24 protein-coding genes and 1 other annotated feature (1 of these 25 only partly in view) are annotated in these 24,517 nt (G+C 49.1%); all 24 genes read left to right on the top strand.

Annotated elements, in window-relative coordinates; all coding sequences use genetic code 11:
* Nucleotides 1-50 precede the first annotated feature (50 nt).
* A complete protein-coding gene (locus LDO05_RS05445) occupies nucleotides 51-2,696 on the top strand; it encodes a valine--tRNA ligase (RefSeq protein WP_481857047.1) in 2,646 nt (881 codons plus the stop codon).
* 362 nt (nucleotides 2,697-3,058) lie between these two features.
* A complete protein-coding gene (locus LDO05_RS05450; RefSeq protein ID WP_251377875.1) occupies nucleotides 3,059-4,423 on the top strand; it encodes a bifunctional folylpolyglutamate synthase/dihydrofolate synthase in 1,365 nt (454 codons plus the stop codon).
* A 59-nt stretch (nucleotides 4,424-4,482) separates the two neighbouring features.
* Nucleotides 4,483-5,808, top strand: coding sequence for a UDP-N-acetylmuramate--L-alanine ligase (murC, locus tag LDO05_RS05455; RefSeq protein WP_251378620.1), 1,326 nt, complete (start codon nucleotides 4,483-4,485; stop codon nucleotides 5,806-5,808).
* Between the two features lie 124 nt (nucleotides 5,809-5,932).
* Nucleotides 5,933-7,072, top strand: coding sequence for an SPOR domain-containing protein (locus tag LDO05_RS05460; protein WP_251377876.1), 1,140 nt, complete (start codon nucleotides 5,933-5,935; stop codon nucleotides 7,070-7,072).
* A 141-nt stretch (nucleotides 7,073-7,213) separates the two neighbouring features.
* Complete coding sequence (locus LDO05_RS05465; RefSeq protein ID WP_251377877.1) at nucleotides 7,214-7,816, top strand: Maf family protein; 603 nt, start codon at nucleotides 7,214-7,216, stop codon at nucleotides 7,814-7,816.
* A gap of 49 nt (nucleotides 7,817-7,865) precedes the next feature.
* On the top strand, nucleotides 7,866-8,555 hold the full coding sequence (gene radC / locus LDO05_RS05470) for a RadC family protein (RefSeq protein ID WP_251377878.1): 690 nt from the start codon (nucleotides 7,866-7,868) through the stop codon (nucleotides 8,553-8,555).
* A 38-nt stretch (nucleotides 8,556-8,593) separates the two neighbouring features.
* Nucleotides 8,594-9,628, top strand: a complete 1,035-nt coding sequence (locus tag LDO05_RS05475) for a rod shape-determining protein (protein ID WP_127201008.1) — start codon at nucleotides 8,594-8,596, stop codon at nucleotides 9,626-9,628.
* Nucleotides 9,629-9,678: 50 nt separating this feature from the next.
* A complete protein-coding gene (gene mreC / locus LDO05_RS05480; protein WP_251377879.1) occupies nucleotides 9,679-10,551 on the top strand; it encodes a rod shape-determining protein MreC in 873 nt (290 codons plus the stop codon).
* The gene (gene mreD / locus LDO05_RS05485; protein WP_346657624.1) at nucleotides 10,551-11,078 is read left to right on the top strand and encodes a rod shape-determining protein MreD; all 528 of its coding nucleotides are present in this window, start codon (nucleotides 10,551-10,553) and stop codon (nucleotides 11,076-11,078) included. Before mreC ends, mreD begins: the two co-directional genes overlap by 1 nt.
* Nucleotides 11,079-11,157: 79 nt before the next feature.
* Nucleotides 11,158-11,820: a septum site-determining protein MinC gene (gene minC / locus LDO05_RS05490; protein ID WP_251377880.1), complete on the top strand. Its 663-nt coding sequence runs from the start codon at nucleotides 11,158-11,160 to the stop codon at nucleotides 11,818-11,820.
* A gap of 3 nt (nucleotides 11,821-11,823) precedes the next feature.
* Nucleotides 11,824-12,618: a septum site-determining protein MinD gene (gene minD / locus LDO05_RS05495; protein ID WP_251377881.1), complete on the top strand. Its 795-nt coding sequence runs from the start codon at nucleotides 11,824-11,826 to the stop codon at nucleotides 12,616-12,618.
* A 207-nt stretch (nucleotides 12,619-12,825) separates the two neighbouring features.
* On the top strand, nucleotides 12,826-13,734 hold the full coding sequence (locus LDO05_RS05500; RefSeq protein ID WP_251377882.1) for a M23 family metallopeptidase: 909 nt from the start codon (nucleotides 12,826-12,828) through the stop codon (nucleotides 13,732-13,734).
* Nucleotides 13,727-14,581, top strand: coding sequence for a M50 family metallopeptidase (locus LDO05_RS05505; protein ID WP_251377883.1), 855 nt, complete (start codon nucleotides 13,727-13,729; stop codon nucleotides 14,579-14,581). Before LDO05_RS05500 ends, LDO05_RS05505 begins: the two co-directional genes overlap by 8 nt.
* A gap of 63 nt (nucleotides 14,582-14,644) precedes the next feature.
* Nucleotides 14,645-15,874, top strand: a complete 1,230-nt coding sequence (locus LDO05_RS05510; RefSeq protein ID WP_251377884.1) for an Rne/Rng family ribonuclease — start codon at nucleotides 14,645-14,647, stop codon at nucleotides 15,872-15,874.
* A gap of 79 nt (nucleotides 15,875-15,953) precedes the next feature.
* Nucleotides 15,954-16,030, top strand: a sequence feature (ribosomal protein L21 leader region).
* Nucleotides 16,031-16,043: 13 nt separating this feature from the next.
* A complete protein-coding gene (gene rplU / locus LDO05_RS05515; RefSeq protein ID WP_127201016.1) occupies nucleotides 16,044-16,355 on the top strand; it encodes a 50S ribosomal protein L21 in 312 nt (103 codons plus the stop codon).
* A 13-nt stretch (nucleotides 16,356-16,368) separates the two neighbouring features.
* Nucleotides 16,369-16,701, top strand: coding sequence for a ribosomal-processing cysteine protease Prp (locus tag LDO05_RS05520; protein ID WP_251377885.1), 333 nt, complete (start codon nucleotides 16,369-16,371; stop codon nucleotides 16,699-16,701).
* Nucleotides 16,702-16,719: 18 nt separating this feature from the next.
* Nucleotides 16,720-17,031, top strand: coding sequence for a 50S ribosomal protein L27 (rpmA, locus tag LDO05_RS05525; RefSeq protein ID WP_251377887.1), 312 nt, complete (start codon nucleotides 16,720-16,722; stop codon nucleotides 17,029-17,031).
* A 129-nt stretch (nucleotides 17,032-17,160) separates the two neighbouring features.
* A complete protein-coding gene (locus tag LDO05_RS05530) occupies nucleotides 17,161-17,895 on the top strand; it encodes a Spo0B domain-containing protein (protein ID WP_251377888.1) in 735 nt (244 codons plus the stop codon).
* Nucleotides 17,896-17,916: 21 nt separating this feature from the next.
* A complete protein-coding gene (obgE, locus tag LDO05_RS05535; RefSeq protein ID WP_251378622.1) occupies nucleotides 17,917-19,230 on the top strand; it encodes a GTPase ObgE in 1,314 nt (437 codons plus the stop codon).
* A gap of 142 nt (nucleotides 19,231-19,372) precedes the next feature.
* Nucleotides 19,373-19,810: an ACT domain-containing protein gene (locus LDO05_RS05540; RefSeq protein WP_251377889.1), complete on the top strand. Its 438-nt coding sequence runs from the start codon at nucleotides 19,373-19,375 to the stop codon at nucleotides 19,808-19,810.
* 42 nt (nucleotides 19,811-19,852) lie between these two features.
* Entirely contained in the window at nucleotides 19,853-21,136 is a 1,284-nt protein-coding gene (locus LDO05_RS05545; RefSeq protein WP_251377890.1) for a homoserine dehydrogenase, read from the top strand.
* A 24-nt stretch (nucleotides 21,137-21,160) separates the two neighbouring features.
* Nucleotides 21,161-22,129 (top strand): homoserine kinase, encoded by a 969-nt coding sequence (gene thrB, locus LDO05_RS05550; protein ID WP_251377891.1) that lies wholly within the window; start codon nucleotides 21,161-21,163, stop codon nucleotides 22,127-22,129.
* A gap of 5 nt (nucleotides 22,130-22,134) precedes the next feature.
* Entirely contained in the window at nucleotides 22,135-23,025 is an 891-nt protein-coding gene (gene pheA, locus LDO05_RS05555; RefSeq protein ID WP_251377892.1) for a prephenate dehydratase, read from the top strand.
* A 238-nt stretch (nucleotides 23,026-23,263) separates the two neighbouring features.
* Nucleotides 23,264-24,517, top strand: partial view of a LysM peptidoglycan-binding domain-containing protein gene (locus tag LDO05_RS18840; protein ID WP_276575559.1) — the 5' portion only. 324 nt of this gene lie beyond the right edge of the window; 1,254 of the gene's 1,578 nt are visible here — the first part of the coding sequence; its start codon is at nucleotides 23,264-23,266; its stop codon lies beyond the right edge, outside the window.

Genomic DNA, 24,517 nt, shown 5'->3' on the forward strand with positions numbered 1-24,517 from the left:
TAAACAGAACAAACTCCCCTAAAATATCGGAGGTATGTGTTATGTCAGAAATGAACCAAGAGACGTCTACGGCAAATATGCCTACGACGTATGACCCGAAATCTGCGGAAGAGAAATGGTACCGCTACTGGAAGGAAGGCAACTTTTTTGAAGCGGGGAGCCGTAAGGATGCCGAGACCTATACCATCGTAATTCCACCACCGAATGTAACAGGCATGCTGCATATCGGTCATGCGCTGGACTTCACACTTCAGGACATTATGGTAAGAGCCAAACGGATGCAGGGCTATGACGCTCTATGGCTTCCGGGTACCGACCATGCGGGGATTGCAACCCAGACCAAAGTAGAGCAAAAGCTTCGTGAACAAGGACAGACCCGGTATGATCTGGGACGAGAGAAATTCCTGGAGAAGGTATGGGAATGGAAGGATCAGTATGCAGAGACTATCCACGAGCAATGGTCCAAAATGGGCTTCTCTCTCGATTACTCCCGTGAACGGTTCACGCTGGATGAAGGACTGTCCAAGGCCGTACGCGAGGTATTCGTTAAGCTGTATAACAAAGGCCTAATCTACCGGGGCAAACGTATTATTAACTGGGATCCGGCAGCGCGTACCGCACTGTCTGATATCGAGGTGGAGTATAAAGAGGTTAACGGTCACTTATATCACTTGCAGTATCCGCTGGAGAACGGAAACGGCCATATTACGGTGGCTACCACACGTCCCGAAACTATGCTTGGGGATACGGCAGTGGCCGTGCATCCTAAGGATGAGCGTTATGCTCATTTGATTGGACAATCGCTGGTGCTGCCGATTGTGGGCCGCGCTATTCCGATCATTGCGGATGAGTATGTTGATAAGGAATTCGGAAGCGGCGCGGTTAAGATTACTCCCGCACACGATCCGAATGACTTTGAAGTAGGTCTGAGACATAATCTGCCGCAAATTACAGTGATGGATGAGACCGGTACGATGAATGCGGATGCAGCCAAGTATCAGGGACTGGACCGCAGCGAATGCCGCAAACAAATCGTCCAAGACCTGCAGGAGCTCGGGGTGCTTATCCGGATTGAGGATCATGTTCACCAGGTGGGTCACAGTGAAAGATCGGGAGCTGTGGTAGAGCCGTATCTGTCAACCCAATGGTTCGTGAAGATGGGCCCTCTTGCTGAAAAGGCGATTGAAGCGCAAAAGTCTGGCGCCGGAGTTAACTTTGTACCGGACCGTTTTGAGAAAATATATCTGCACTGGATTGAAAATGTGCGTGACTGGTGTATTTCCCGGCAGCTGTGGTGGGGACACCGGATTCCGGCTTGGTATCACGAGACTACAGGTGAGATCTTTGTGGGTACAGAAGCACCGGAAGGGGAAGAATGGCGCCAGGATGAGGATGTGCTGGATACCTGGTTCAGCTCCGGACTGTGGCCCTTCTCGACCTTGGGGTGGCCGGATGTGGAGCATGAGGATTTCAAGCGGTTCTATCCAACCGATGTGCTGGTAACCGGCTACGATATTATCTATTTCTGGGTAGCCCGGATGATCTTCACCGCCCTTGAATTTACAGGCCAAATTCCGTTTAAGGATGTGCTCATTCACGGTCTTGTGCGCGACAGCGAAGGGCGCAAGATGTCCAAGTCGCTTGGCAACGGGGTTGATCCGCTTGAAGTCATTGAGAAGTATGGCGCGGACGCAATGAGATATATGATCTCAACCAGCAGCACACCTGGACAGGACCTTCGGTTCCGCTGGGAGAAGGTGGAGCAGGCACGCAATTTTGCCAACAAGATCTGGAATGCTTCCCGCTTCGCGCTGATGAATCTGGAAGGCGTCAAATATGAAGATATCGATATTACCGGCAATCTGAGTACCGCAGACCGCTGGATTCTGCATCGCTTCAACGAGACAGCACGGGATATTACCCGTCTAATCGACGCTTATGAGTTCGGGGAAACGGGACGACTGCTGTACAACTTCATCTGGGATGATCTCTGTGACTGGTATATCGAGTTCGCGAAGCTTACCTTATATGGGGAGGATGCGGCTGCGAAGAGCAAGACGCAATCCGTACTCGCTTACGTGCTTGACCGTACACAGAGACTGATTCACCCGTTCATGCCGTTTATATCCGAAGAGATTTGGCAGCACCTTCCTCATAGTGGAGAGACAATTACACTGGCCGAGTGGCCTAAATACGATACCGCCCTTGAAGCTCCGGATGCGGTCGAAGAGATGAATCTCCTGATTGACGTTATCCGCGCAGTCAGAAACGTTCGCGCTGAGGTTAACGTTCCAATGAGCAAGAAGGTGGAACTGATCGTGAAGCCGGGTTCCGAGAAGGCATACAGCATCATCAGCCGCAACGAGAACTATGTGCGTAGATTCTGTAACACCTCCGATTTCTCCGTAGCTGTTGATGCCGAGGCACCGGACAAAGCGATGAGTGCGATCGTAACCGGAGCGGAGCTCTATTTCCCTCTGGCAGGGTTAATAGATATTGGACAAGAAATTGCCCGCCTGCAAAAAGAGTTCGACAACCTTACCAAAGAGGTTGAACGGGTTGAGAAAAAGCTGGGCAACGAAGGCTTCGTGGCCAAAGCTCCAGCCAAAGTAATTGAGGAAGAAAAGGCGAAGATGCAGGACTACTCCGAGAAGCGTGCCAAAGTCTTGGCCCGCATTGAGGAGCTCAAAGGGTAACCTGACGCGTCAGCCCCACACCGCCGTGCGCCGAAAGAGCAGCGAATCCCGCAGGGAGAGCGCTCCTTGCAAGAAAGTAACAACAATGCTCCATCCAAGGAGCGCCCAACCCAAAGCGTACCCCCGAACGGGGGTGACAAGCGGCTTGCAGCACGCAAGTTCCAAGTACGGGCAGGAGCACTGGCGTCAAGCGTACCCCCGAACGGGGGTGGCAAGCGTTCCAGGCGCCTCAGCCGATCAGGTGCTCATCACCCCCGCCTCCCGCCGAAATATTCGGGTGTCCAGAGGGAAGTCCCTCTGGGGCCCTTCCTGGAAGTTAGGGTTTGGGAGGGTATATCCCACTATAAGGAGCAGGTTCTCTCATGCAAGACAAAACAACAGCCCCGCTGCAGACCTATGCAGAGGCAGTCGATTGGATTAACGGCTTGATTCCTTTCGGGATCCGGCCGGGTCTTGAACGGATTGAAGCACTCATGGAGCGATTCGATAATCCGCACCGGAGGTTGAAGTTTATACATGTAGCTGGAACGAATGGTAAGGGCTCATCCTGCGCTTTTTTGACCAAGACACTGGTCGTCAGCGGGTATACGGTGGGAACCTTTACTTCCCCCTATATCACGAAGTTCACAGATCGATTCCAATACAACGGGGAGAATATTCCCGAGAGTACACTGATTGAACTGTCGAACCGTCTTTATCCGCATGTACAGGAAATGGCCCTGTCGGAGTTAGGCTCTCCCACGATGTTTGAGGTGAGCACCGCGCTGGCCATCTTGTACTTTGCCGAAGTCTGTTATCCGGACGTTGTAGTATGGGAGACAGGTCTGGGTGGAAGAATGGATGTAACTAATATAGTCACGCCGATTGTCTCCCTGATCACGAATATTGGCATGGACCATACCGATATTCTGGGAGATACCCTCGAAGCGATTGCCCGTGAGAAGGCTGGAATTATCAAGCCGGGTGTCCCTGTAGTCAGCTGTGTCCAACAGCCGGAGGCAGTCGCCATTCTGAAAGAAACGGCCGCTGTCCGGAAGAGCACGCTTTATCTGCTTGGTGATCAATTTGATTACAGGCGTCACGAAATCACATCGACTGAGCAGCACTTGACTTTTAGCGGACCATTCCGCAATGTGGAGTTCAGTATTTCTCTACTTGGAGAGCATCAATGCAGGAATGCTGCCGGAGTTATGATGGTACTGGAAGTACTCAGGCAGTACATGGCTTTTGTGCTTGAGGATGAGGATGTGACTGCCGGATTCAGGGATACATTCTGGGCAGGAAGAATGGAACGGGTGTCGGATGAACCGCTGATTGTGATTGATGGAGCACATAACCCCGAAGGGGCGGAGTCGCTCGCGAGAAGCATCAAGGAGAATTTTCAGTACAAAAAACTTAATTTGATGATGGGGATGCTTAGTAATAAGCATCATCACGCCTACTTGAAGCATATATTACCAATAGTGGATACGCTTATCCTTACCGAGCCTGATTTTCGCAGAGCCATGGAAGCGCAGAAGTTGTATGAGCTGGTGCAGCAGCTGCGGGATACGGCAGCGAAGCCGGGCTTGGAAGTTATAGTAGAACGTGACTGGAAGGCAGCGCTTAAGCTGCTGGAGTCGCGGACGGAACGGGAAGATCTTGGGGTGGTTTCAGGCACGCTTTATTTGATTTCCGACGTGCGCGCAGCCCTTTTGCATCAAACCGATTCTGAAAAAGGCTGGTGAACATTTTGTCCAATACAACATTAGAACACGTACACTTTATCGGCATCGGCGGCTATGGAATGAGCGCGATCGCCCGCGTCATGCTGGAGATGGGCTATACAGTTACCGGATCCGACGTGGCCTCCCAGGAGCTGACTGAGAAGCTTGCCGCCAAGGGGGCGAAAATATATATCGGACATACCGCATCACAGGTCGAAGGAGCTGATCTGGTTGTCTATTCCACCGCTTTGCCTAAGGATAATGTAGAACGGGTAGAAGCGGAGAAGCGGGGGATTCCGGTTATTCACCGGGCTCAAATGCTGGCTCGCCTGCTGAATGAGGGTAAGGGAGTCGCGGTTGCAGGCGCCCACGGCAAGACGACTACTTCTTCTATGATCGCATTGGTCATGGAGGAATGCGGAACAGACCCGACCTTTATTATCGGCGGAGAGATCATGAATGTGGGTACCAATGCCAAAGCTGGGCAAGGCGAATACGTGGTTGCGGAGGCAGACGAAAGTGATGGATCGTTCCTGCAATACCACCCCGCTCTTGGGGTTGTGACCAATATTGAAGCCGACCACCTTGAGAATTATGACAGCAGCTTTGACCGGTTGAAGGAGGCTTATGTTCAGTTCCTGAACCAGATCAAACCAGACGGTAAGGCAATTGTATGCGGAGATGACGAGAACATCCGTGAACTGCTGCCTAACCTATCGGGCCAGGTGATCACCTATGGTATTCATCAGCAGTGTGATTATATGGCTTCAGACATCGTACTTGGGGACCGCAAGGTGACCTTTACACTGAACACGCAAGGGGAAGCTCTTGGACAAGTTGAGCTGTCGGTTCCGGGTCAGCATAATGTCTATAATGCGATGGCGACCATCATCGTATGCCTGGAAGCGGGTATTCCTTTTGCCGAGATCGTTAGAGCCATCGTATTGTTCTCTGGAGCCAAACGGCGCTTTCAGGTTCTTAGCGAAGCTCGGGATATTCTGGTCATTGATGACTATGCGCATCATCCGACTGAAATTGAGGCAACCATTAATGCTGCCAAAGCTACGGGTAAAAGAATCGTCGCGGTATTCCAGCCGCAGCGCTACACGCGGACATTCTTTCTGCTGGACGCCTTCAGCCGGGCTTTCACGGAAGCTGATGAGGTCATCATTACCGACATCTATTCCCCGGCCGGTGAGAAGGAGATCGAGGGTGTTCATTCTTCCAAGCTGGTAGAGCTCATTAAGCAGAACAGCAATCCAAGTGCCCGTTATATTCCTACCAAACAAGAGGTCATCACAGATCTCGAGGGACGGATTAGACCAGGTGATCTGGTGCTGACCATGGGCGCGGGAGATATTTATAAAGTGGGTTATGCCCTGGCTGATCAACTGAAATCCGAATAAGAACCGTATACACCGTCAGGGCTCCCTGGCGGTTTTTTTATTTGCAGCTGGCGAGATTTGGTATAACTCCTGAAGCTCTGACATATAGCTTATCTATATAGTTGGGACAAGGAGAGTGTGTCAGGTGAATAAGGCAAGGATGACATTTCGATTCGATAAGCCGGAGGAGCAGCGAAATGAGGCGGTGCCGCTAAATAACATACAATCAGTCCCGGAGTATACAGAAGAACCTGAACGGGCTGTCCAGGAGAAGAATCCAGGATCTGTTCCTCTGGTCATGGATCCTCTGGAGAGCTGGGGTGAGCCTTTCCTGACGCATAGTCATTCGGGGGCGCGTGTAATTCCTGAAATGAAGGAGATGGATACCCATCTGCTGGAGGATAGCGCACCACATGATGATGTATATTATATTTCTCCCAAAAAGCCTTCCAAATGGAAGCTGGCCGGCTCCATTTCTGCAGCTCTGGTGACAGGCACATTATTCGGTTTTGTCCTGTTATCCCTGTTCAACAAAGATATCTCCTTTCCTATTCCGGGAATATCGTCACTCAGACCAGACAGCACTGTGAGTTCTCCTTCGGTATCTGTTCTAGGCCCGACTGATGAGCCGAATACTCCAAATGGCGATATTCCAATGGTAAAAGCAGTGCTGCCTGACCAGGCCTATTACTTCCTTCAATACGGCGTCTTTAGCACGTCCCAAGGGGTGAAGCAGGCTCAGGAGGAGCTTCAGCAATCGGGCGTAGCAGCGGCCAGGGATACACTTGATCATACACGCGTGTATGCAGGTGTATCCCCCGAGAGGGAACAGGCCAAGCTGCTGAGCAGCCAGTTGAAGTCAAGCGGCGTGAATCTGATTGTCCATGAGATACGTTACCCTGCCGAGGCACAGCTTAAGTACGGCGGTGACATCGGAGTGCTCGATCAGTATCTGGAGGAAAGTGCGGATCTGATCAAGCTGCTTAGTGTCACTTCAGCCTCTCTGCTTGAGACCAAGGAGGTCCAGAAGCAAAGTCAGGCTGAAGTAGCTAACTTGAAAGAAAAACACCGCCAATGGACTGAGAATGCTTCAGCTGTCAAGGGCGGGCTGCCAAGTGACGTGAAGCCGACCGCGGACACTATGGAAAAGGCAATGAATACAGCAGTAGAGGCCTTGAGCCGCTATAACTCCAATGGCTCCAAGACTCACCTGTGGGAGGTTCAAACGGCCATGATGGAATATATATTGCTTCAAAAGGAACTTCTGGGAATCAAGCAACAGTAATCGGCTGCAAATCCGGCAGGGAAATGGAAATACTTCCCCATGCCGGATTTGTGTTTGTATTGCTATGAAATTAACCTTATAATAATAAAGTGTCAAAAAATGGCGAGGAATCCGAATCTACTAAGGGAGGATTCATTTTTTTTGGAAAATAATCAATCACGTCTAATAATTCTAGCCTCTTCGTCCCCAAGAAGAAGGGAATTGATTGCAGGCTTACATATTCCATTTGAGATTATTCCGAGTCATGCGGATGAAACAACGCCAGAGGACTGGGCACCGGAGCGGATTGTGTCTGAACTTGCGCTTCGCAAGGCCGCCGCAGTTCACCGTTCCCTGATCCCCGCAAGAGATGACGCTGTTATTGTAGGTAGTGACACGATTGTTGTGCTGAACGGACGAGTGCTCGGGAAGCCTTCTTCCAGGGAAGAGGCTGCTTCCATGCTGCGGTCCCTGCAAGGCCAAAGCCATCAGGTATTCACGGGCGTCTCCTGTATAGATGGGGCGACAGGACAGACTTTAACAGACTACCGCGTTACGACAGTTACAATGAGGTCGCTGTCCGAGACCGAAGTTTTGGCTTACGCAGAGAGCGGGGAAGGACTGGACAAGGCTGGGGCTTACGCCATCCAAGGACTTGGAGCGACACTTGTCACTGAAATTCGAGGCTGCTATTTCAACGTAGTGGGTCTTCCTCTTTCCCTTCTAAGTGAAATGCTTAAGCAGTTTGATATCTATGTATTATAAGCAGGGCATTAGGTTAGTGCCCGCGATATAGGGAAAGAGAGGGAATTAGATGGAACCAGCTGCTTATACGCTGCGTGACATCCCCCATGATGAACGACCACGAGAACGCATGATGCAATATGGGGCTGACGCGCTCAGCCATGCCGAACTGCTTGCCATACTTCTGAGGACCGGAACACGTCAGGAGTCGGCGGTGCATGTGGCACAGAGAATATTGAACCGGGCCGGGGACCTTCGGAATTTGATGGATCTCAGTGTGGAAGAATTAATGCAGACCAAAGGAATCGGAATGGCCAAAGCGATTCAGCTTAAGGCTGGCTTTGAGCTTGGAATCCGGGTGTCAACAGCGAGAAGACCGGGACCGGTTGCCATTCGAAGCCCGCGCGATGCGGCGGATTTATTAATGGAACAGCTGCGTTATTTGAAGAAGGAACATTTTGTCTGTTTATTTCTGAATACAAAAAATCATATCATTGCTCAAGAGACACTCTCCATAGGCAGTCTGAATGCGTCAATTGTTCACCCACGTGAAGTTTTTCGGGCGGCCATCAAATGCAGCAGTGCTTCAGTTGTTTGCGCTCATAATCACCCGAGCGGTGATCCTGCGCCGAGCCCGGAGGATATTCAGATTACGCAGAGGCTGTGCGAAGCAGGTCAGATTGTGGGGATCGATGTTCTGGATCACCTCGTTATCGGAGATGGAACTTTCGTCAGTTTGAAGGAGCAAGGTCTCATGTAATATAATAGCTTAGACACATAAGGAAAGGGAGTTACAACATGTTAGGTGGTTTTACGAAAGACTTGGGAATTGACTTGGGAACAGCGAACACACTCGTTTATATTCGTGGAAAAGGAATTATTGTCAGGGAGCCGTCCGTTGTAGCTCTTAATACTGATACAAAAGCCATTGTGGCTGTTGGCGAATCCGCTAAGAAAATGATCGGAAGAACACCTGGGAACATCCGCGCAATCCGTCCTATGAAAGACGGGGTCATTGCTGATTTTGATACAACAGCAACGATGATTAAATATTTCATCCGTCAGGCTCAGAAGCAGCGTTCTCTATTCCAGCGCCATCCGAATGTAATGGTATGCGTACCTTCAGGGATTACTGCCGTTGAACAGCGTGCGGTTGAAGATGCGACCAAGCAGGCGGGTGCACGTGAAGCTTATACGATCGAAGAGCCTTTTGCCGCAGCAATCGGAGCCGATCTTCCAGTCTGGGAGCCTACAGGCAGTATGGTTGTAGACATCGGCGGTGGAACGACTGAAGTTGCAGTCATTTCACTTGGCGGTATTGTAACCAGCCGTTCTGTCCGGGTTGCAGGAGATGAAGCGGATGAGTCTATCATTCAATATATCAAGCGCCAGTATAATCTGATGATCGGTGAGAGAACAGCAGAGCAGCTGAAGATGGATGTAGGCTCAGCCATGCCGCTGGATCAAGTTGAGACTATGGAGATTCGCGGACGGGACCTGGTAACAGGACTGCCCAAGACAATCACCATTACTTCGGATGAGATTTCAGAAGCCTTGGGCGATACGGTCAATGCGATTGTGGATGCGGTTAAGGTGACGCTAGAGAAGTGTCCTCCAGAGCTTGCTGCCGACATTATGGACCGGGGAATTGTTCTTACAGGCGGCGGGGCGCTGCTTCGCAATCTGGACAAGCTGCTGGCGAATGAGACCGGAATGCCAGTCATTGTGGCAGAGAACCCGCTGGATTGTGTAGCCATCGGAACAGGTCGTGCACTCGATAATATTCATTTGTTCAAATCAAGAAGCAGTTCAGCCATCAAATCTAGAAGATAGTATGCGAAGAAGACAGCCCTTGTATTGGGAGAGAAAAAGTAAGATAGAGGGTGTTGGAACTGTTTAAGCTGCTAGGTAACAAGAGACTGTTCATATTATTGATTGGACTTATCCTGTTTGTTGCTGTGATGGGATTTACACTCGGACCACGGGCAGGCTTGTCCTGGCCCGAGAAGTTCATCAAGGATACGGTAGGATTCGTCCAATCGGTATTCTACAAGCCCGCTCGCGCTGTAGCGGGCTTCTTTGAAGATATCAGCAATCTGCATTCCCTTCAGGAAGAGAATAGAGAGCTTAAGATTATGATGGCTCACTATTCCCGTGAAATGCCTAAGATTATTGCGCTGCAAACTCAGGTAGAGAGCCTTCAGAATGATCTGAAGTTCACAGAGGCCCAGAAGAACAGTAACAAATTCGATCTGGCTATCGTCGATGTAGTTAGTGTTAATAACGATCCTGCCAACCGGACTTTGGTTATCAACAGAGGCAGCAATGATAAGATCAGAAAAGGCCTGAGTGTAATTTCAGATAAAGGCATGGTAGGCATTGTTAGTGAAGTCAGTAACTTCACCTCTACCGTTAAGCTGCTAACCTCCATGGATTCCAGAGATATCACCTCGCCTGGTATGGCGGCTACCGCCGTTGGCAAGGAGAATACCTCCTTTGGGATAATCGAGGATTTTGACCAGCAGACAGGTACATTTCTGATGACTAAGATTAATCAGAACGATCCGCTTGCCAAAGGAGACCAAATCGTAACCTCAGGAGCGGGTGGGGCTTTTCCTAAGAACCTGCCTATCGGTACTGTGGTTAGCCGTCAGGCTGGTAACGGATTGACAGCTACTGCAAGCATCAAGCCTGCAGCCAGTTTTGAGAACTGGAAGAGCCTCTTTGTCGTTATCACATGGGAGGTGCCGAAATAATGGCGCGTCGTTATGTGATGACACTGCTGTTATTTCTGCTATTCATTGTGGAGACCACAATTGTCCCGCTGCTAATTCCAGGGGCTTGGCAGACCCGGATCATTCCGCATCTGGTTTTTGTAGTGATTCTGTTTGCTGCGATCTATGACCACCGTTATGTTGCTCTGATGCTTGGACTGACTTTTGGCATACTTCATGATGTGGTGTTCTACGGAATTATGATTGGCACTTATTCGTTCTCCATGGGATTATCAGGTTATTTAATGGGGCTTGTATTCCGGTCGCGCCGAGCCTCTCTCCTGGTTATGATGATCGTGGTTGTGATCGGAAGCCTGCTCATGGATTCAATCATATTCGGCATTTATACGGTATTTAAGATTTATAAATTGCCTTACACCTATGCGCTTGTTGACCACATTATTCCAACCGTGATTGTACAGCTGATCTTTGCTCTGGCCATTTATGTGCCCTTGCGCCGTCAAATCGACAAGCTCGTCAGACGGCGTCCCCAAGAGGAGACTGCCTGACTTTCAGACGTCATTTTCAGTGACTAAGGAGGAAATGGAAGGCTCACTCACGAATTGATGTAAGGGGAGGGACAGGCTTATGACAGTGAAATCGAACCATGTAACTATAAAAGGCACCAAAGATGGCCTGATATTCCTGCTTGACGATCAGTGTGAATTCTCGGAGCTTCTTGAAGATCTTAGATATAAACTGGAACACAGCCATCAGAATATTTTGACAGGACCTATCATTCATGTGGATATCAAGGTGGGTCTAAGAGAGATTACAGAGGATCAGAAGAATGAAATTCTGGACACGCTTAAGCAAAAGGGCAATCTGCTTATCCGTTCAATTGATACACCGGCTCTGGATACCGAAGCTGCTGTTAAGAACCCATTGACGATTCATACCGGAATGGTCCGCTCAGGCCAGGTGCTTCATCATGATGGAGATATCCTGTTCTTGGGAGACGTGAATCCGGGCGGTACGTTAGAGTGTACGGGTGATATTTTCATTATAGGTGCCCTGCGGGGAATGGCGCATGCCGGGGTTAACGGGAACGAAGCAGCGGTCATTGCGGCTTCGTACCTGGCACCAACCCAGCTCAGAATTGCGGAAGTCATCAGCAGACCTCCGGATGAATGGGAGAACAGGGAGACAAGCATGGAGTTCGCTTATTTGAAGGACGGAGCCATGCAGATAGACAAGATTACGAATATAGTCCGAGTACGGCCGGATTTAAGCTCACTAAAAGGGGTGTAGATTATGGGAGAGGCTATTGTCGTCACTTCGGGAAAAGGCGGTGTAGGCAAGACTACGACGTCAGCCAATATAGGCACAGCGCTTGCTTTGCTTGGCAAAAAGGTTTGTCTAGTCGATACGGACATCGGCCTACGCAATCTCGATGTCGTAATGGGGCTTGAGAACCGGATTATTTATGACTTGTGTGACGTTGCAGAAGGACGCTGCCGGTTGAATCAAGCGCTTGTGAAGGACAAGCGTTTCGATGAACTATATATGCTTCCCGCAGCCCAGACCAAGGATAAGAATGCCGTATCCCCGGAACAGGTACGGGATATCATTCTGGAACTGAAGAAAGAGTATGAATATGTGATTATCGATTGTCCTGCAGGGATTGAGCAGGGCTTCAAGAATGCAATAGCCGGTGCGGACCAGGCCATTGTGGTTACGACTCCGGAGCATGCAGCCGTCAGGGATGCGGACCGGATTATTGGACTTTTGGAGAGCTCGCACATCAAATCACCCAAGCTGGTGGTCAACCGGATTCGGGTGAATATGGTTAAATCGGGAGATATGCTGGATATTGAGGGGATTCTTCAAGTTCTGAATATTGATCTGATCGGGATTGTGCCTGATGATGAGCTTGTTATTAAAGCGGCGAATACTGGAGAACCTACGGTTATGAATCCGGATTCCAAAGCAGCGATTGCTTACCGCAATATCGCCCGGCGTATACTGGGTGACACAGTTCCCCTCATGCAGCTGGACCAGAAAAAAGGCGCATTTACGCGTTTTAAGAAGTTTTTTGGCATGGGCTAACCCCAGCTTGGCTTGTAAGCCTAATATCTATCTCAACATACCGGAGTATGAAGTGGTCTGCAGACTTTGTGCAGCTTCCTTCGTACCCGGTTTTTTGCTGTTCAAGGCTGGTCTGTTCATATTTAGCGGGCTCTTCTCATATGATGGAACAAGCTATATATTATACAAGCCGCAAAGGGGAGTAGCGCTATGGACTTGAAGTCAGGTGTGAAAAAGCGCAGAGAAGAGCGGATCGGACAACTCTTAGCCGCTCCAATGGATCATTCCATGCTTGGTAAGCCGCTATGGGAGGCATCTGAACATCCCTCCTCCTATGAGATACAGGAACCTGTTATCGAAACCAACCGTACCCATGTCCCCGAATATCAGGAGCCTGACCCTGAAAGGGTATGGAAACAGAATAGTGCCAGGTGGGCCTATGACATAGAGACCAATTCAAGAGATTCAAGAGATCCAAAAGATTCAGGCAGGGGCAATCCTCCTGGAACAGTCTCCTTTTGGAAAATGCTCTTTCTGCGTGCTTTGATTAGTAGCATGATATTTGGAGCGTTATGGGGCATTTATCGTTATGAGCCTGAATGGTCGCTTCCTATCCGTCAATTTGTTGACAAGACGTTTACCGAGGAAATTGACTTTGGGGCCGCGCAGGTCTGGTATAACGAACATTTCGGGGGGGCGCCTTCCTTTATTCCTATCTTCGGTCAAAATAAGGACAAGGGCCAGAAAGTGCAGAGCCAGCAGATCTTCTTCTCTCCGATGGAGGGAACGGTCATTCTGCCGTTTGCTTTGAATTTGGAAGGAATTGAGGTTCTTCCCCCTGCGGCAAAGCTTAAATCCGGTGAGTCACAGGTGAGCAGCGTTGAAACCGGCCGTGTCACGGAGGTTACCCAAGACGTGAACACCGGACTGACTGTACATATACAGCATCCAGGTGGGTATTATTCAATATACGGACATCTGAGCAGTGCCAATGTCCAGCAGGGGGACTGGGTTGAAGGGGGAGAAGCAGTAGGCAGCCTAAGAAGCCCGGAGGCAGGAACTCCGAAAGCTTTGTATTTTGCTTTGAAGAAAGACGGCCAGTATATCGACCCGTCTGACGTGGTGCCTTTTGATTAGATTCGCGGGTATCCAGTTCTCCGTACACCCCTTATTTGTAATTATTATGCTGGCCTCCGTCCTGACTGGCCGATTTCTTGAGCTGATCGCCCTCTTCGGCATCGTCTTTGTACATGAACTAGGTCATGTCGCCGCAGCAAGATGGTTCGGAATTCCCGTAGTATCGGTAACCCTGCTTCCCTTTGGCGGTAATGCCGTTATGGAGGACAACGGGAATGTTACAGCAGGCAAGGAGATTATCATCGCACTGGCAGGACCTTTTCAAAACCTGGTCTTAATTGGAATCACCCTACTTCTGCACCAGAGCGCAGTTTGGGAAGGAGCATTCCCGGTTTATTTTATAGAGTGTAATATCCTGATAGCCTTGTTTAATTTGCTGCCAATTCTGCCCCTAGATGGGGGGAAGATCAGCCAAGCCCTATGCAGCCTGTCATTGTCCTATCATTCCACCATCCTGTGGTGCACCCGGGTGAGTGTACTGTTCAGCGTGCTTGTAATTATATATGCGGTAGGTCCGTGGCTTGTGGGGGGGGCTCTCCAGCTTAACCTGCTGCTGATCGGCAGCTTTCTGTTGTATTCCAATCTGACCGATTACCGGAATGTCCATTACAGGTTTCTCCGTTTCTTAATGAACCGGGATCAATCATTCTCACAGCATTTGATTCAAGGCAGTCTCGTACAGCCTATAATTGCAGAACCATCGAAACCTTTGGACCGGATACTGCGTCTATTAAGACGAGAGAAGTATCATTTCATCTATGTGATGAACCATAAGGGCGAGATTATGGCGGTTGTGCCGGAACAGAAGGTTATTGCCTCTTATTTGACGGGGAGACTGGACCACTGAGCCTGATTTCCATGATATAATTTGATGACAACAGTTCGGCAGAGCGTAAGCAGGGGTGAGTACATGAAGCAGATGATTGTTCGCTGCGAGCCGGGCTCTACACAGATGGCACTGCTGGAGCATGGCAGACTTGTGGAGTTCGCGGTTGAGCGTTCTGAAGAAAGCGGTGTTGTAGGCAGCCTGTTCAAAGGGCGCGTAATTAATGTGATCCCGGGTATGCAGGCGGCTTTTGTCGATATAGGACAGAAGAAGAATGCATTCCTTTATATTGACGACGTACTGCATCCTCATTTAGAGAAGCAGCCCAAGGTCAAGCCTTCCATTACAGAGCTGCTTAAGGTTGGACAAGAGCTTATTGTTCAGGTTGTAAAAGATGCGCTGGGAACGAAAGGTGCCCGGGTAACTACGCATTATTCACTGCCGGGAAGATGGATCGTCTATATGCCCATTTCCGGGTATGTTGCTGTATCCAAGCGGATTGAGAGAGAAAGTGAGAGGAACCGCCTCAGACAGCTTGGAGAAGAGCTTCGCCAGGAAGAAGAGGGGCTGATCATACGGACCGTAGCGGAGAATGAACAGGCTGAAGCGATTGAGGAAGATTTGGAATTTCTGCGCACGCAGTGGACAGCTGTTCTGGACAGGGCAGGGAAAGTTCAAGTCCCGGCTCTCCTTCATCAGGATTTGAGCATGGTTCAGCGGTTAATGAGAGATGTATATATTCCCCAGTCCGGGGAGCTGATTCTCGATAACAAGCAGCAGGCGGAAGAAGCGGTCTCCTTCCTGGAAGGAATGCTGCAGGGGGAACTTCCCAAGGTACATGAATACAAGGATGACAAGCCGATCTTCGAGGCTTACGGCATTCAGCATCAGCTTAACAAGGACTTCCAGCGCAAGACCTGGCTGCCTGGCGGCGGATATCTGATATGGGACCGGACCGAGGCCTTGACTGTAATTGATGTGAATACGGGTAAATTCACAGGGACGGACAATCTTGAGGATACCGTATTTCAGACTAATCTGGAGGCTGCGGCTGAAATTGCAAGACTGCTTCGTCTGCGCGATACCGGCGGTATTGTTATTATTGACTTCATTGACATGGAGATTGAAGAGCACCGCAGCCGTGTGCTTCATATGCTTGAGGATAAGATGAGACCTGATCGGACCCAGCACCATATTCTCGGCTGGACGAAGCTTGGTCTGCTTGAACTGACCCGGAAGAAAATGCGCGAAGGCAGCGGGGCCCATTGGGATGTATGCTCAGTATGTCAGGGGACGGGCAGAGTGAAACGATAGAATAATGGGAAGAAAGTATTGATCTTCGAGGATGTCCATGCTATTATAATTTAGTATGTGTCTTAAGTGAACTCTTCTGCACATGCTGTAACCGCTCCGATCAGGTCTGGAAGTATGCTTCGGCATCACCTGAATCAGGCGAGTCTGAGAAATGAGGAGGTGCAGACAAATGTACGCAATTATTGAAACAGGTGGCAAGCAATACCGTGTTCAAGAAGGAGATGTTCTTTACATCGAGAAATTGAATGCTGGTGACGGCGAGAGTGTTACTTTCGATCGTGTTTTGGCAGTTTCTAAAGGTGACGGCTTGGTAGCAGGAGCTCCACTCGTATCCGGTGCAAGTGTAACAGCGAAAGTTGAGAAACACGGCAAAGGCGAGAAAGTGGTTGTATTCAAATACAAAGCTAAGAAGAACTACCGTAAGAAACAAGGTCATCGTCAACCTTACACGAAAGTGACCATCGAGAAAATCCAAGCGTAAGAAGGTGCGGTAGTTGATTATCGTCTCCATATTGCGCCGTAACGGCAGCTCTATTCAAGGATTTAAAGTGGAAGGCCATGCGAATTATGCCAAGGCCGGTGAAGATATTGTATGTGCGGGCGTCTCTGCCGTCACAGTAGGTACAGTCAACTCAATTGAGGAGCTTACCGGTATCGTTATGGAGTCAGAGATGAAGAACGGCTTCTTGAGCGCGGTTCTCCCGGATTCCAGCCAGTCTCCCGCATTGGAGCAGGCTCAGCTTTTGTTATCATCCCTGGTGGTTATGCTGAAGAGTATCGAACAGTCATACGACAAGTATATTAAGATAAAGCAGGTTAATATTTGAAGAAGGAGGTAGACAACAATGTTGAAATTGGATCTCCAGTTATTTGCATCCAAGAAGGGTGTAGGTTCCACAAAGAACGGACGCGATAGTGAATCGAAACGTCTTGGCGTTAAACGTGCTGATGGCCAAACGGTTACAGGTGGTAGCATCCTCGTTCGCCAACGCGGTACGAAGATTCACCCGGGTAACAACGTAGGAATCGGTAAAGACGACACCCTCTTCGCAAAAGTTGATGGTGTAGTGAAATTCGAACGTTGGGGTCGCGATCGCAAAAAAGTGAGCGTCTACCCTGCCCAAGTCGCTCCGGTAGCGGCTGCAGTTGAAGCGTAAGAATTTGATTAAGCCCCTGGCAGTCATGCCGGGGGCTTTTTTGTAGTTAACCTCTGACTAGCACGCGGCGGCAAATCTTTTGTGATATACTGGTTAAAGATGTCACCTCCGAAAAAGGAATGGAGAATTATGAAATATCGTAAATCGCCCTCTATTGTTGCCTTCATGTTAGCTTTAGTCCCTATGATCGCGGTATATTTTGCGCATTCTCTCATTCTGCATCTTGCAGCATGCGTTTGGGGTGGGCTTGTAGGTCTGACCTATTTTCAATTTATGAAGCGCCAGAAGGAGAATGAGACTAAGCGGCTGCTTGATTCCCTTCAGCAGACGGCTAATGCTGCACTGGGGCATCATCGTCATGACTGGATGAATGACCTGCAAATTTTATATGGTTATATTCAGCTTGGAAAGCATGATAAACTCGTCCACTGTGTGGAAAGAATAAAGGAACGGATGAACATAGAGAGCAGTATTTCCAAATTAGGCATCCCATCTTTGGTGTTCTATCTGCAGTCGTTCCGTGAAGTTAACAGGTCTATTCATCTGGATGTTGAAATTGAGGAAGGACTGCAGCTCAGCGGCCTGCTTGATGCTGGGCAAGCGGAAGAGCTGACCGAAGCCATTATGGACACGGTGCGTGCCTTCCAATTTGCCGGACGCTCATCATGGGGTGAAGTGTTAGAGCTCAAAATGTCCATTTTTACAGAGAATCAGGAAATTGTTGTTATGTTCGAGCAAGATGGTGACCATGGCAACGCTGAAATACTAAGACAGAGAATCGAAGAGACGGTTCAGGGCAAGCGGGTTAGAGCAGAACAGACTGAGCCGCTGCAAGCCTCATTTGAGCTGCGGATACCATGTTGAACTTTATAATGAGGTGAAATGATGTTTGTAGATAAAGCGAAGATATATGTAAAAGGTGGAGACGGAGGAGACGGAATCGTCTCGTTCCGGCGTGAGAAGTATGTACCGAATGGTGGTCCTGCAGGTGGAGACGGAGGTCGAGGCGGTGACGTGATCTTCCGGGTTGACGAAGGCTTGCGCACCCTAATGGATTTCCGTTATCAACGGCATTTCAAAGCGCAGCGTGGAGAGAAGGGCCGTAACAAGAGCCAGCACGGCGCTGGTGCTGATGATATGATCGTTCGTATACCACCAGGTACGGTGATTATAGATGAAGACACTCAGGAAGTATTAGCAGATTTAACCCGGGATGGCCAGCAGGTCGTAGTAGCTCGTGGGGGCCGGGGAGGCCGCGGGAATATCCGCTTCGCAACTCCGACCAATCCTGCTCCAGAACTTGCTGAGAACGGTGAAGAAGGCCAGGAAAGATATATTGTGCTTGAACTTAAAGTGATGGCGGATGTGGGTCTGGTAGGCTTCCCTAGTGTCGGCAAATCAACTTTGCTGTCCGTGGTCTCTGCGGCCAAACCGAAGATAGGCGCCTATCACTTTACAACGATAACGCCTAATCTGGGTATGGTGGACGTAGGCGAGGGCAGAAGCTTTGTCATGGCCGATCTACCCGGTCTGATTGAGGGTGCACACGAGGGCGTAGGTCTTGGACATGAATTTCTGCGGCACATTGAACGTACACGTGTCATTATTCATGTAGTGGATATGGCCGGTTCTGAAGGGCGTGACCCATTTGAGGATTGGCAGAAAATCAATGAAGAGCTGAAGCTGTACAATGCGGATCTGGAGAACCGTCCCCAAATTGTGGCGGCCAACAAGATGGACATGCCTGAGGCCGCAGAGCATCTTGAAGCATTTAGAACCAAGATTGCCGAAGTGCGTCCGGATCTTGAGATTCTGCCCATCTCCTCTTTGACAAGAGAAGGGATTCAAGAGCTGCTGTACCGGGCCGCTGATCTTCTGGACTCCATTCCAGAGGCACCGGCGATTGAAGAAGTAACTGAACTGAATGAACGCAAGATCTACAAGCTGGATAAGAAGGAAGATGAAAGCTTTGTAATCAAGCGTGAGAACGAGGCTTTTGTTGTGGAAAGCCCAGCTATTGAACGAATGATGAAACGAATGCAGCTGAACAGCCATGAAGCTATTCTCAAGCTGGCAAGGACTATGCGTCATATGGGAATCGATGATGAACTTCGTAAGAGGGGTGCCGAAGACGGGACCATTGTCCGAATTGGAGATTTCGAATTCGAGTTCGTTGAAGGCAGCAGTTACTATTATTAATAATTTGCCGTCTGCGGTCTTTAATTTAAGGACTACAGACGGCTCTTTTATTAAAGAGAGACTGAAATCTATTGCCCGGAGAGGTCGTTTCCTATATAATGTCCACTATAGGAGTACAACAGTCTTTTTGAGGAGGACGTTTGTGAAAGAACGTTATTTCTTGGTCCGGGAAGATATTCTTCCAGAAGCCGTGGTCAAGACACTGCAGGCGAAGCAGCTGTTGGCAGGCGGTGAAGTGAAGACCGTGCATGAGGCTGTGGAGCAGGTGGGAATCAGCCGTAGTGCTTTTTACAAATATAAAGATGGGATCCATGTGCTTAATCATTTGGAGAGGGATCGGATTGCAACGATTTCTTTTGATTTGGAACATCGTTCTGGCAGATTGTCAGAAGTGCTTGCCCTGATTGCGGGTTTTGGCGGGAATGTACTCACGATTAATCAGAGTATTCCTCTGCAAGGAAGAGCTAACGTGGTTATATCAGTTGAAATCTCACACCTGACTGAGGAGCTTGATGCATTGACGGTTATTCTCCAGGGGACTCCCGGGGTTCAGCGTGTTCATGTCATCGGTCAAGGTTAGATTGAGCAAATATTCAGTGTTAAGAATTAGGAGGAGATGCGGGTGAAACCTGTTAAAGTTGGATTGTTGGGGTTGGGCACTGTAGGAACAGGTGTGGTACGTATTGTGGAAGGACATCAGGAGGATTTGAGCAGTCAAGTGGGTTCTCCAATTGTGATCGAGAAGATAGCGGTCAAAAGTATGGACAAGGCTAGAAATATCGCAATTGATTCCAGCAAACTGACGGTAGACCCGCTGGATGTTATACGGGATCCTGAGATTGATGTCATTGTTGAGGTAATGGGCGGGATTGACGGAACGAAGGAGTACATTCTGGAAGCTCTTGAGCGCGGGAAGCACATCGTAACGGCTAATAAAGATCTTATGGCACTGCACGGTTCTGAAATTCTGGCCAAAGCCCAGGAGAAACAGTGTGATGTGTTCTACGAAGCCAGTGTGGCGGGCGGGATTCCAATTATCCGTACTCTTATTGAGGGCTTCTCGTCAGACCGTATCATGAAGATCATGGGGATTGTGAACGGAACAACGAACTATATCTTGACGAAAATGAGCCAGGAAGGTGCTTCTTATGAGGATGTTCTGAAGGAAGCGCAGGAGCTTGGTTATGCTGAATCCGACCCTACATCCGATGTGGAAGGTCTTGATGCTGCCCGCAAGATGGCTATTCTGGGCACACTCGGCTTCCGGACTAACGTTGAATTAAGCGACGTAAGTGTCCGCGGAATTTCGAGTGTCTCGAAGGAAGATATCCTGTATGCCAAACAGCTCGGATACGAGATGAAGCTGCTCGGTATTGCCGATAGACAAGACGATCAGTTCAGTATTAGCGTACAGCCTACCATGGTGAAGAAGTCACATCCGATTGCTTCGGTTAACGGCGTATTCAATGCGGTCTACGTATATGGTGAGGCCGTGGGGGAGACGATGTTCTATGGTGCAGGCGCTGGTGAGATGCCTACAGCCACATCGGTTGTTGCCGACCTGGTAGCTATAGTGAAGAACTTGAAGCTGGGTGTAAATGGCCTGAAAGCAATTGTTCCTTACAAACCGAAGAAGCTGAAGAGTGACGAGGAAATCTCTTATAAGAACTTCCTGCTTCTTCACGTTGAAGATAAAGCGGGTGTGCTGGCCCAGATTACTCAAGTGTTCGCTGAATATGACGTCAGTCTGGAATCAGTAGTACAATCTCCAAATGAGCCTACAGATGCCGAAATCATGATTGTAACCCATGACGCGAGCCAAGCAAGCATGAATAAGGTGCTACTGCATTTCGAATCCCTGGATGTTATCCGCCGGATCAAGAGTGTATACCGTGTTGAAGGATAATTTATATAACAAAGGGGTTAAGTCATGAGTTCTTCGCAATCAAATGGTGTTCGGGTTAGAATTCCGGCGAGTACTGCGAATTTGGGCCCGGGATTTGACACTTTGGGTATGGCTTTATCGTTATATGCGTGGATTGAGATGAAGGCTGCGGATCATACCGCATTTCATCTCTATGGAGACGAAATGAAGGGGATCCCAGCGGACAAGAGCAACCTGATTTATCAAGTTGCCCAATCTGTTTTTGATGAAGCTGGAGTATCAATCCCTGATCTTGAAGTATCCATGTATTCGGATATACCGTTGACCAGAGGGCTTGGAAGCAGTGCCTCCGCAATTGTAGGGGCGCTTGTTGCAGCCAACGAATTGATTGGTTCGCCACTAACGTCCTCTAAATTATTTGATATGGCTACTGCGCTTGAGAAACACCCGGATAATGTAGGGGCGTCTTTATTCGGAGGCATCATTGCGGCTTCCTGGGATGGGGAGCATGCAGATTATATTAGAATTGAGCCTTCCTCCGATCTGGGAGTGCTGGTCGCCATCCCCGATTTCCAATTGTCTACCTCGGACGCAAGAAATGTGCTGCCTGAGCAGGTGTCATTAAAGGATGCGGTATATAACATAGGCAAATCATCACTGCTTACCGCTGCCTTCTCTTCAGGCCGGCTTGATCTTATCTCTGTGGCGATGAAGGATCGGATTCACCAGCCTTACCGGGCTTCACTTATTCCGGGAATGTCCCAAATTCTGAATGAAGCTGCTGATCATGGAGCCCTTGGAGCTGCCCTAAGCGGTGCAGGTCCCACGTTGCTTGCGCTAGTTGACAAACGAGCTGGGACAGGGCGCGATCTGGAGAATTTCCTGCTGGGAATTCTGAAGGAGCAGGGGATAACTGCCAGGACACTATGGTTGGAGCCAAATCGTGAAGGTGTAACCCGCTTAGCTGAGACTGCTGATTCGCGCTCCTTCATGGATATTATTAAAGGGGATTGAAGCAAATGAAGAGAATTGCACTATTGCCTGACGGGACGGTATCCCATGAAGCGGCGCTACATTTATTTGGTGATGAAGCTGTAGAACTGGTTCATTTCAAACAAATCTCAGATGTGTTCTTATCAACAGCTAACGGAAACACGGATTATAGTGTGATTCCCATTGAGAATACGATAGAGGGTTCGGTATCACTTCACATGGACTGGCTTGTTCATGAAGTCGATATTCCGATGCAGGTAGAGTGGGTGTATCCCTCCATACAGAATTTAATCGGTAGAAGGGGGGAACTGCTGTCTCAGGGTGGAGAGATGGACTTATCACAGGTGACCAAGGTTATCTCCCATCCTGTTGCCATGGCACAGTGTCAGCAGTTCATTCGCCTGCATATGCCGCAGGCCGAGCTTGAGAATGCTCCCAGCACTTCGGAAGCGATAGAGACAGTTAAGAACAATCCGGGCAAAGGCTGGCTGGCTATCGGCACTCTTCTTGGAGCAAAAAGACATGGTCTTGATGTGCTCGCTGAGAAAGTGACGGATCACGATAATAACTATACCCGATTTGTGTTAATCGGGCCTGCTAAGCTCGGAGAACTGAAGCCATCTGGTGAAGACAAGACCAGTATTCTGGTTACTCTGCCATCTGACTTTCCTGGAGCTTTGCATCAGGTGCTCTCAGCCTTTTCATGGCGGAAATTGAACCTCTCCCGGATTGAATCGAGACCCACCAAGAAGAAGCTCGGGAATTATTATTTCTATATTGATGTACTTCACAGCCTGGACTCTGTGCTTCTTCCCGCGGCAATAGCCGAGATTGAAGCCTTGGGCTGCCAGGTTCGGATTCTGGGGTCTTATCTAAGCTACTCTTACGAGTCCAAAATGACGGAGGTGCAGAGCTGAGACTCTGATAATAATATTGTCTTTATTAAAAGGGGAGCTACCATCGCAGCGCCTAGTTACCTTTCGGTTCGTGAATGATTTTTGAATTATAGCGCTAATCCTTTCTATCCTTTGTAGGGTAGAGAGGATTTTTTTATTTTGCAGGATGTCAAAACCCGGGCTGCTGCATAGGATGTATTAAATGGGCAACGGGCGAATATCACGGCCCTAAGAAGAAATATTAGGAGGTCTTTGTCACGTGAAATTACACATCGTGCAACAGGGAGATACATTGTATGACTTATCTAAGAAATATACCGTTCCGCTGCAAAAGCTGATCGATGCGAATCCTCAGATTACGAATCCGGAACAATTAAATGTCGGGGATAAAGTGAAAGTACCTGCTATGAGTGTTCCTGTAGGCGGAGGTGAGGGTGTGCTTTATAAGCATATGGTTAAAGAAGGAGATACTCTTTGGAAATTGTCTAACGCTTGGGGAATTCCGCTGCAAATGTTGATCAGTGCCAACCCGCAGCTCGCTAATCCTGATGTGCTTAACGTTGGAGAGTTCGTAAATATACCATCGGGTGGAAGCGGAGGAGATGGGTTAACCGCTCCTCAAGCATTAAGTGTGCCGGGTGGGATGAAGAAGAACACGGCTCCCATAAGTTCGGGTGGGAAGAAGAATACCGCCCCTATTGAAGCCGCCCCACTTCCAGTGTTACCAGCTCCAGACAACTTCCCGACTCCAGCTCCATTGCCAGCTCCAGCCGCTGAAAATGTTCCGACACCAGCCCCGCCCCCAGTAATACCTCCTGTTATTGAAGCTCAGCCGACAACTCCACCGCCTATAGTGCCGCAGTATAAAATTGACGTTAAATACTCGGAGATCAATGTGCCTAATTATATATTTGAATTTCCGGAGCAGCCACCGGCTTATCAGCCTGTTCCCGAATATAAACAGGAGCCGATCAACCATATTCCCGAGTATAAGCCTGAGCCAATCAGCTATATTCCAGAATATAAGCAGGAGCCTATTAAGCAATCTCCCTGTGGATGTGGTCCGAGTCATTCAGAGAATTTGTTCCACCAATATCCAACAGCAGCACAGAGCGCAGCTTCTAATCATAATTTGTATCAAGTATCGGATTCGTTCTATCAGCCATTTTCTGCTCCTCAGCCTTATAACCCATCTGAACAGTTACTTACTGGTGAATATCCAGGCTTGTCGAGTGCACCGGTATATGATTGGCCGACAGTACAACCGGCTATGGAGCCGTGTCAGCCAATGTGGCCCTATGCTCCCATGGGGCAGCCCATCCCCTATGGATATCATCCTTATTCAAAGCAACCGATGACTAATATGGAATATCAGGCGCATGGCGCGTGGTCTCCTATACCGGCACAAACCCATCAACCTATGTATTACCAGCCGTATGAAGTGACTGGTCTTGGAGGGTATAATCCCGCTCTGACTAGCATGCAGGGACAGCATTTGGGCTATGATTATCCC

This window comes from Paenibacillus sp. YPG26 (assembly GCF_023704175.1).
In the GTDB taxonomy this organism is placed as follows: domain Bacteria; phylum Bacillota; class Bacilli; order Paenibacillales; family Paenibacillaceae; genus Fontibacillus.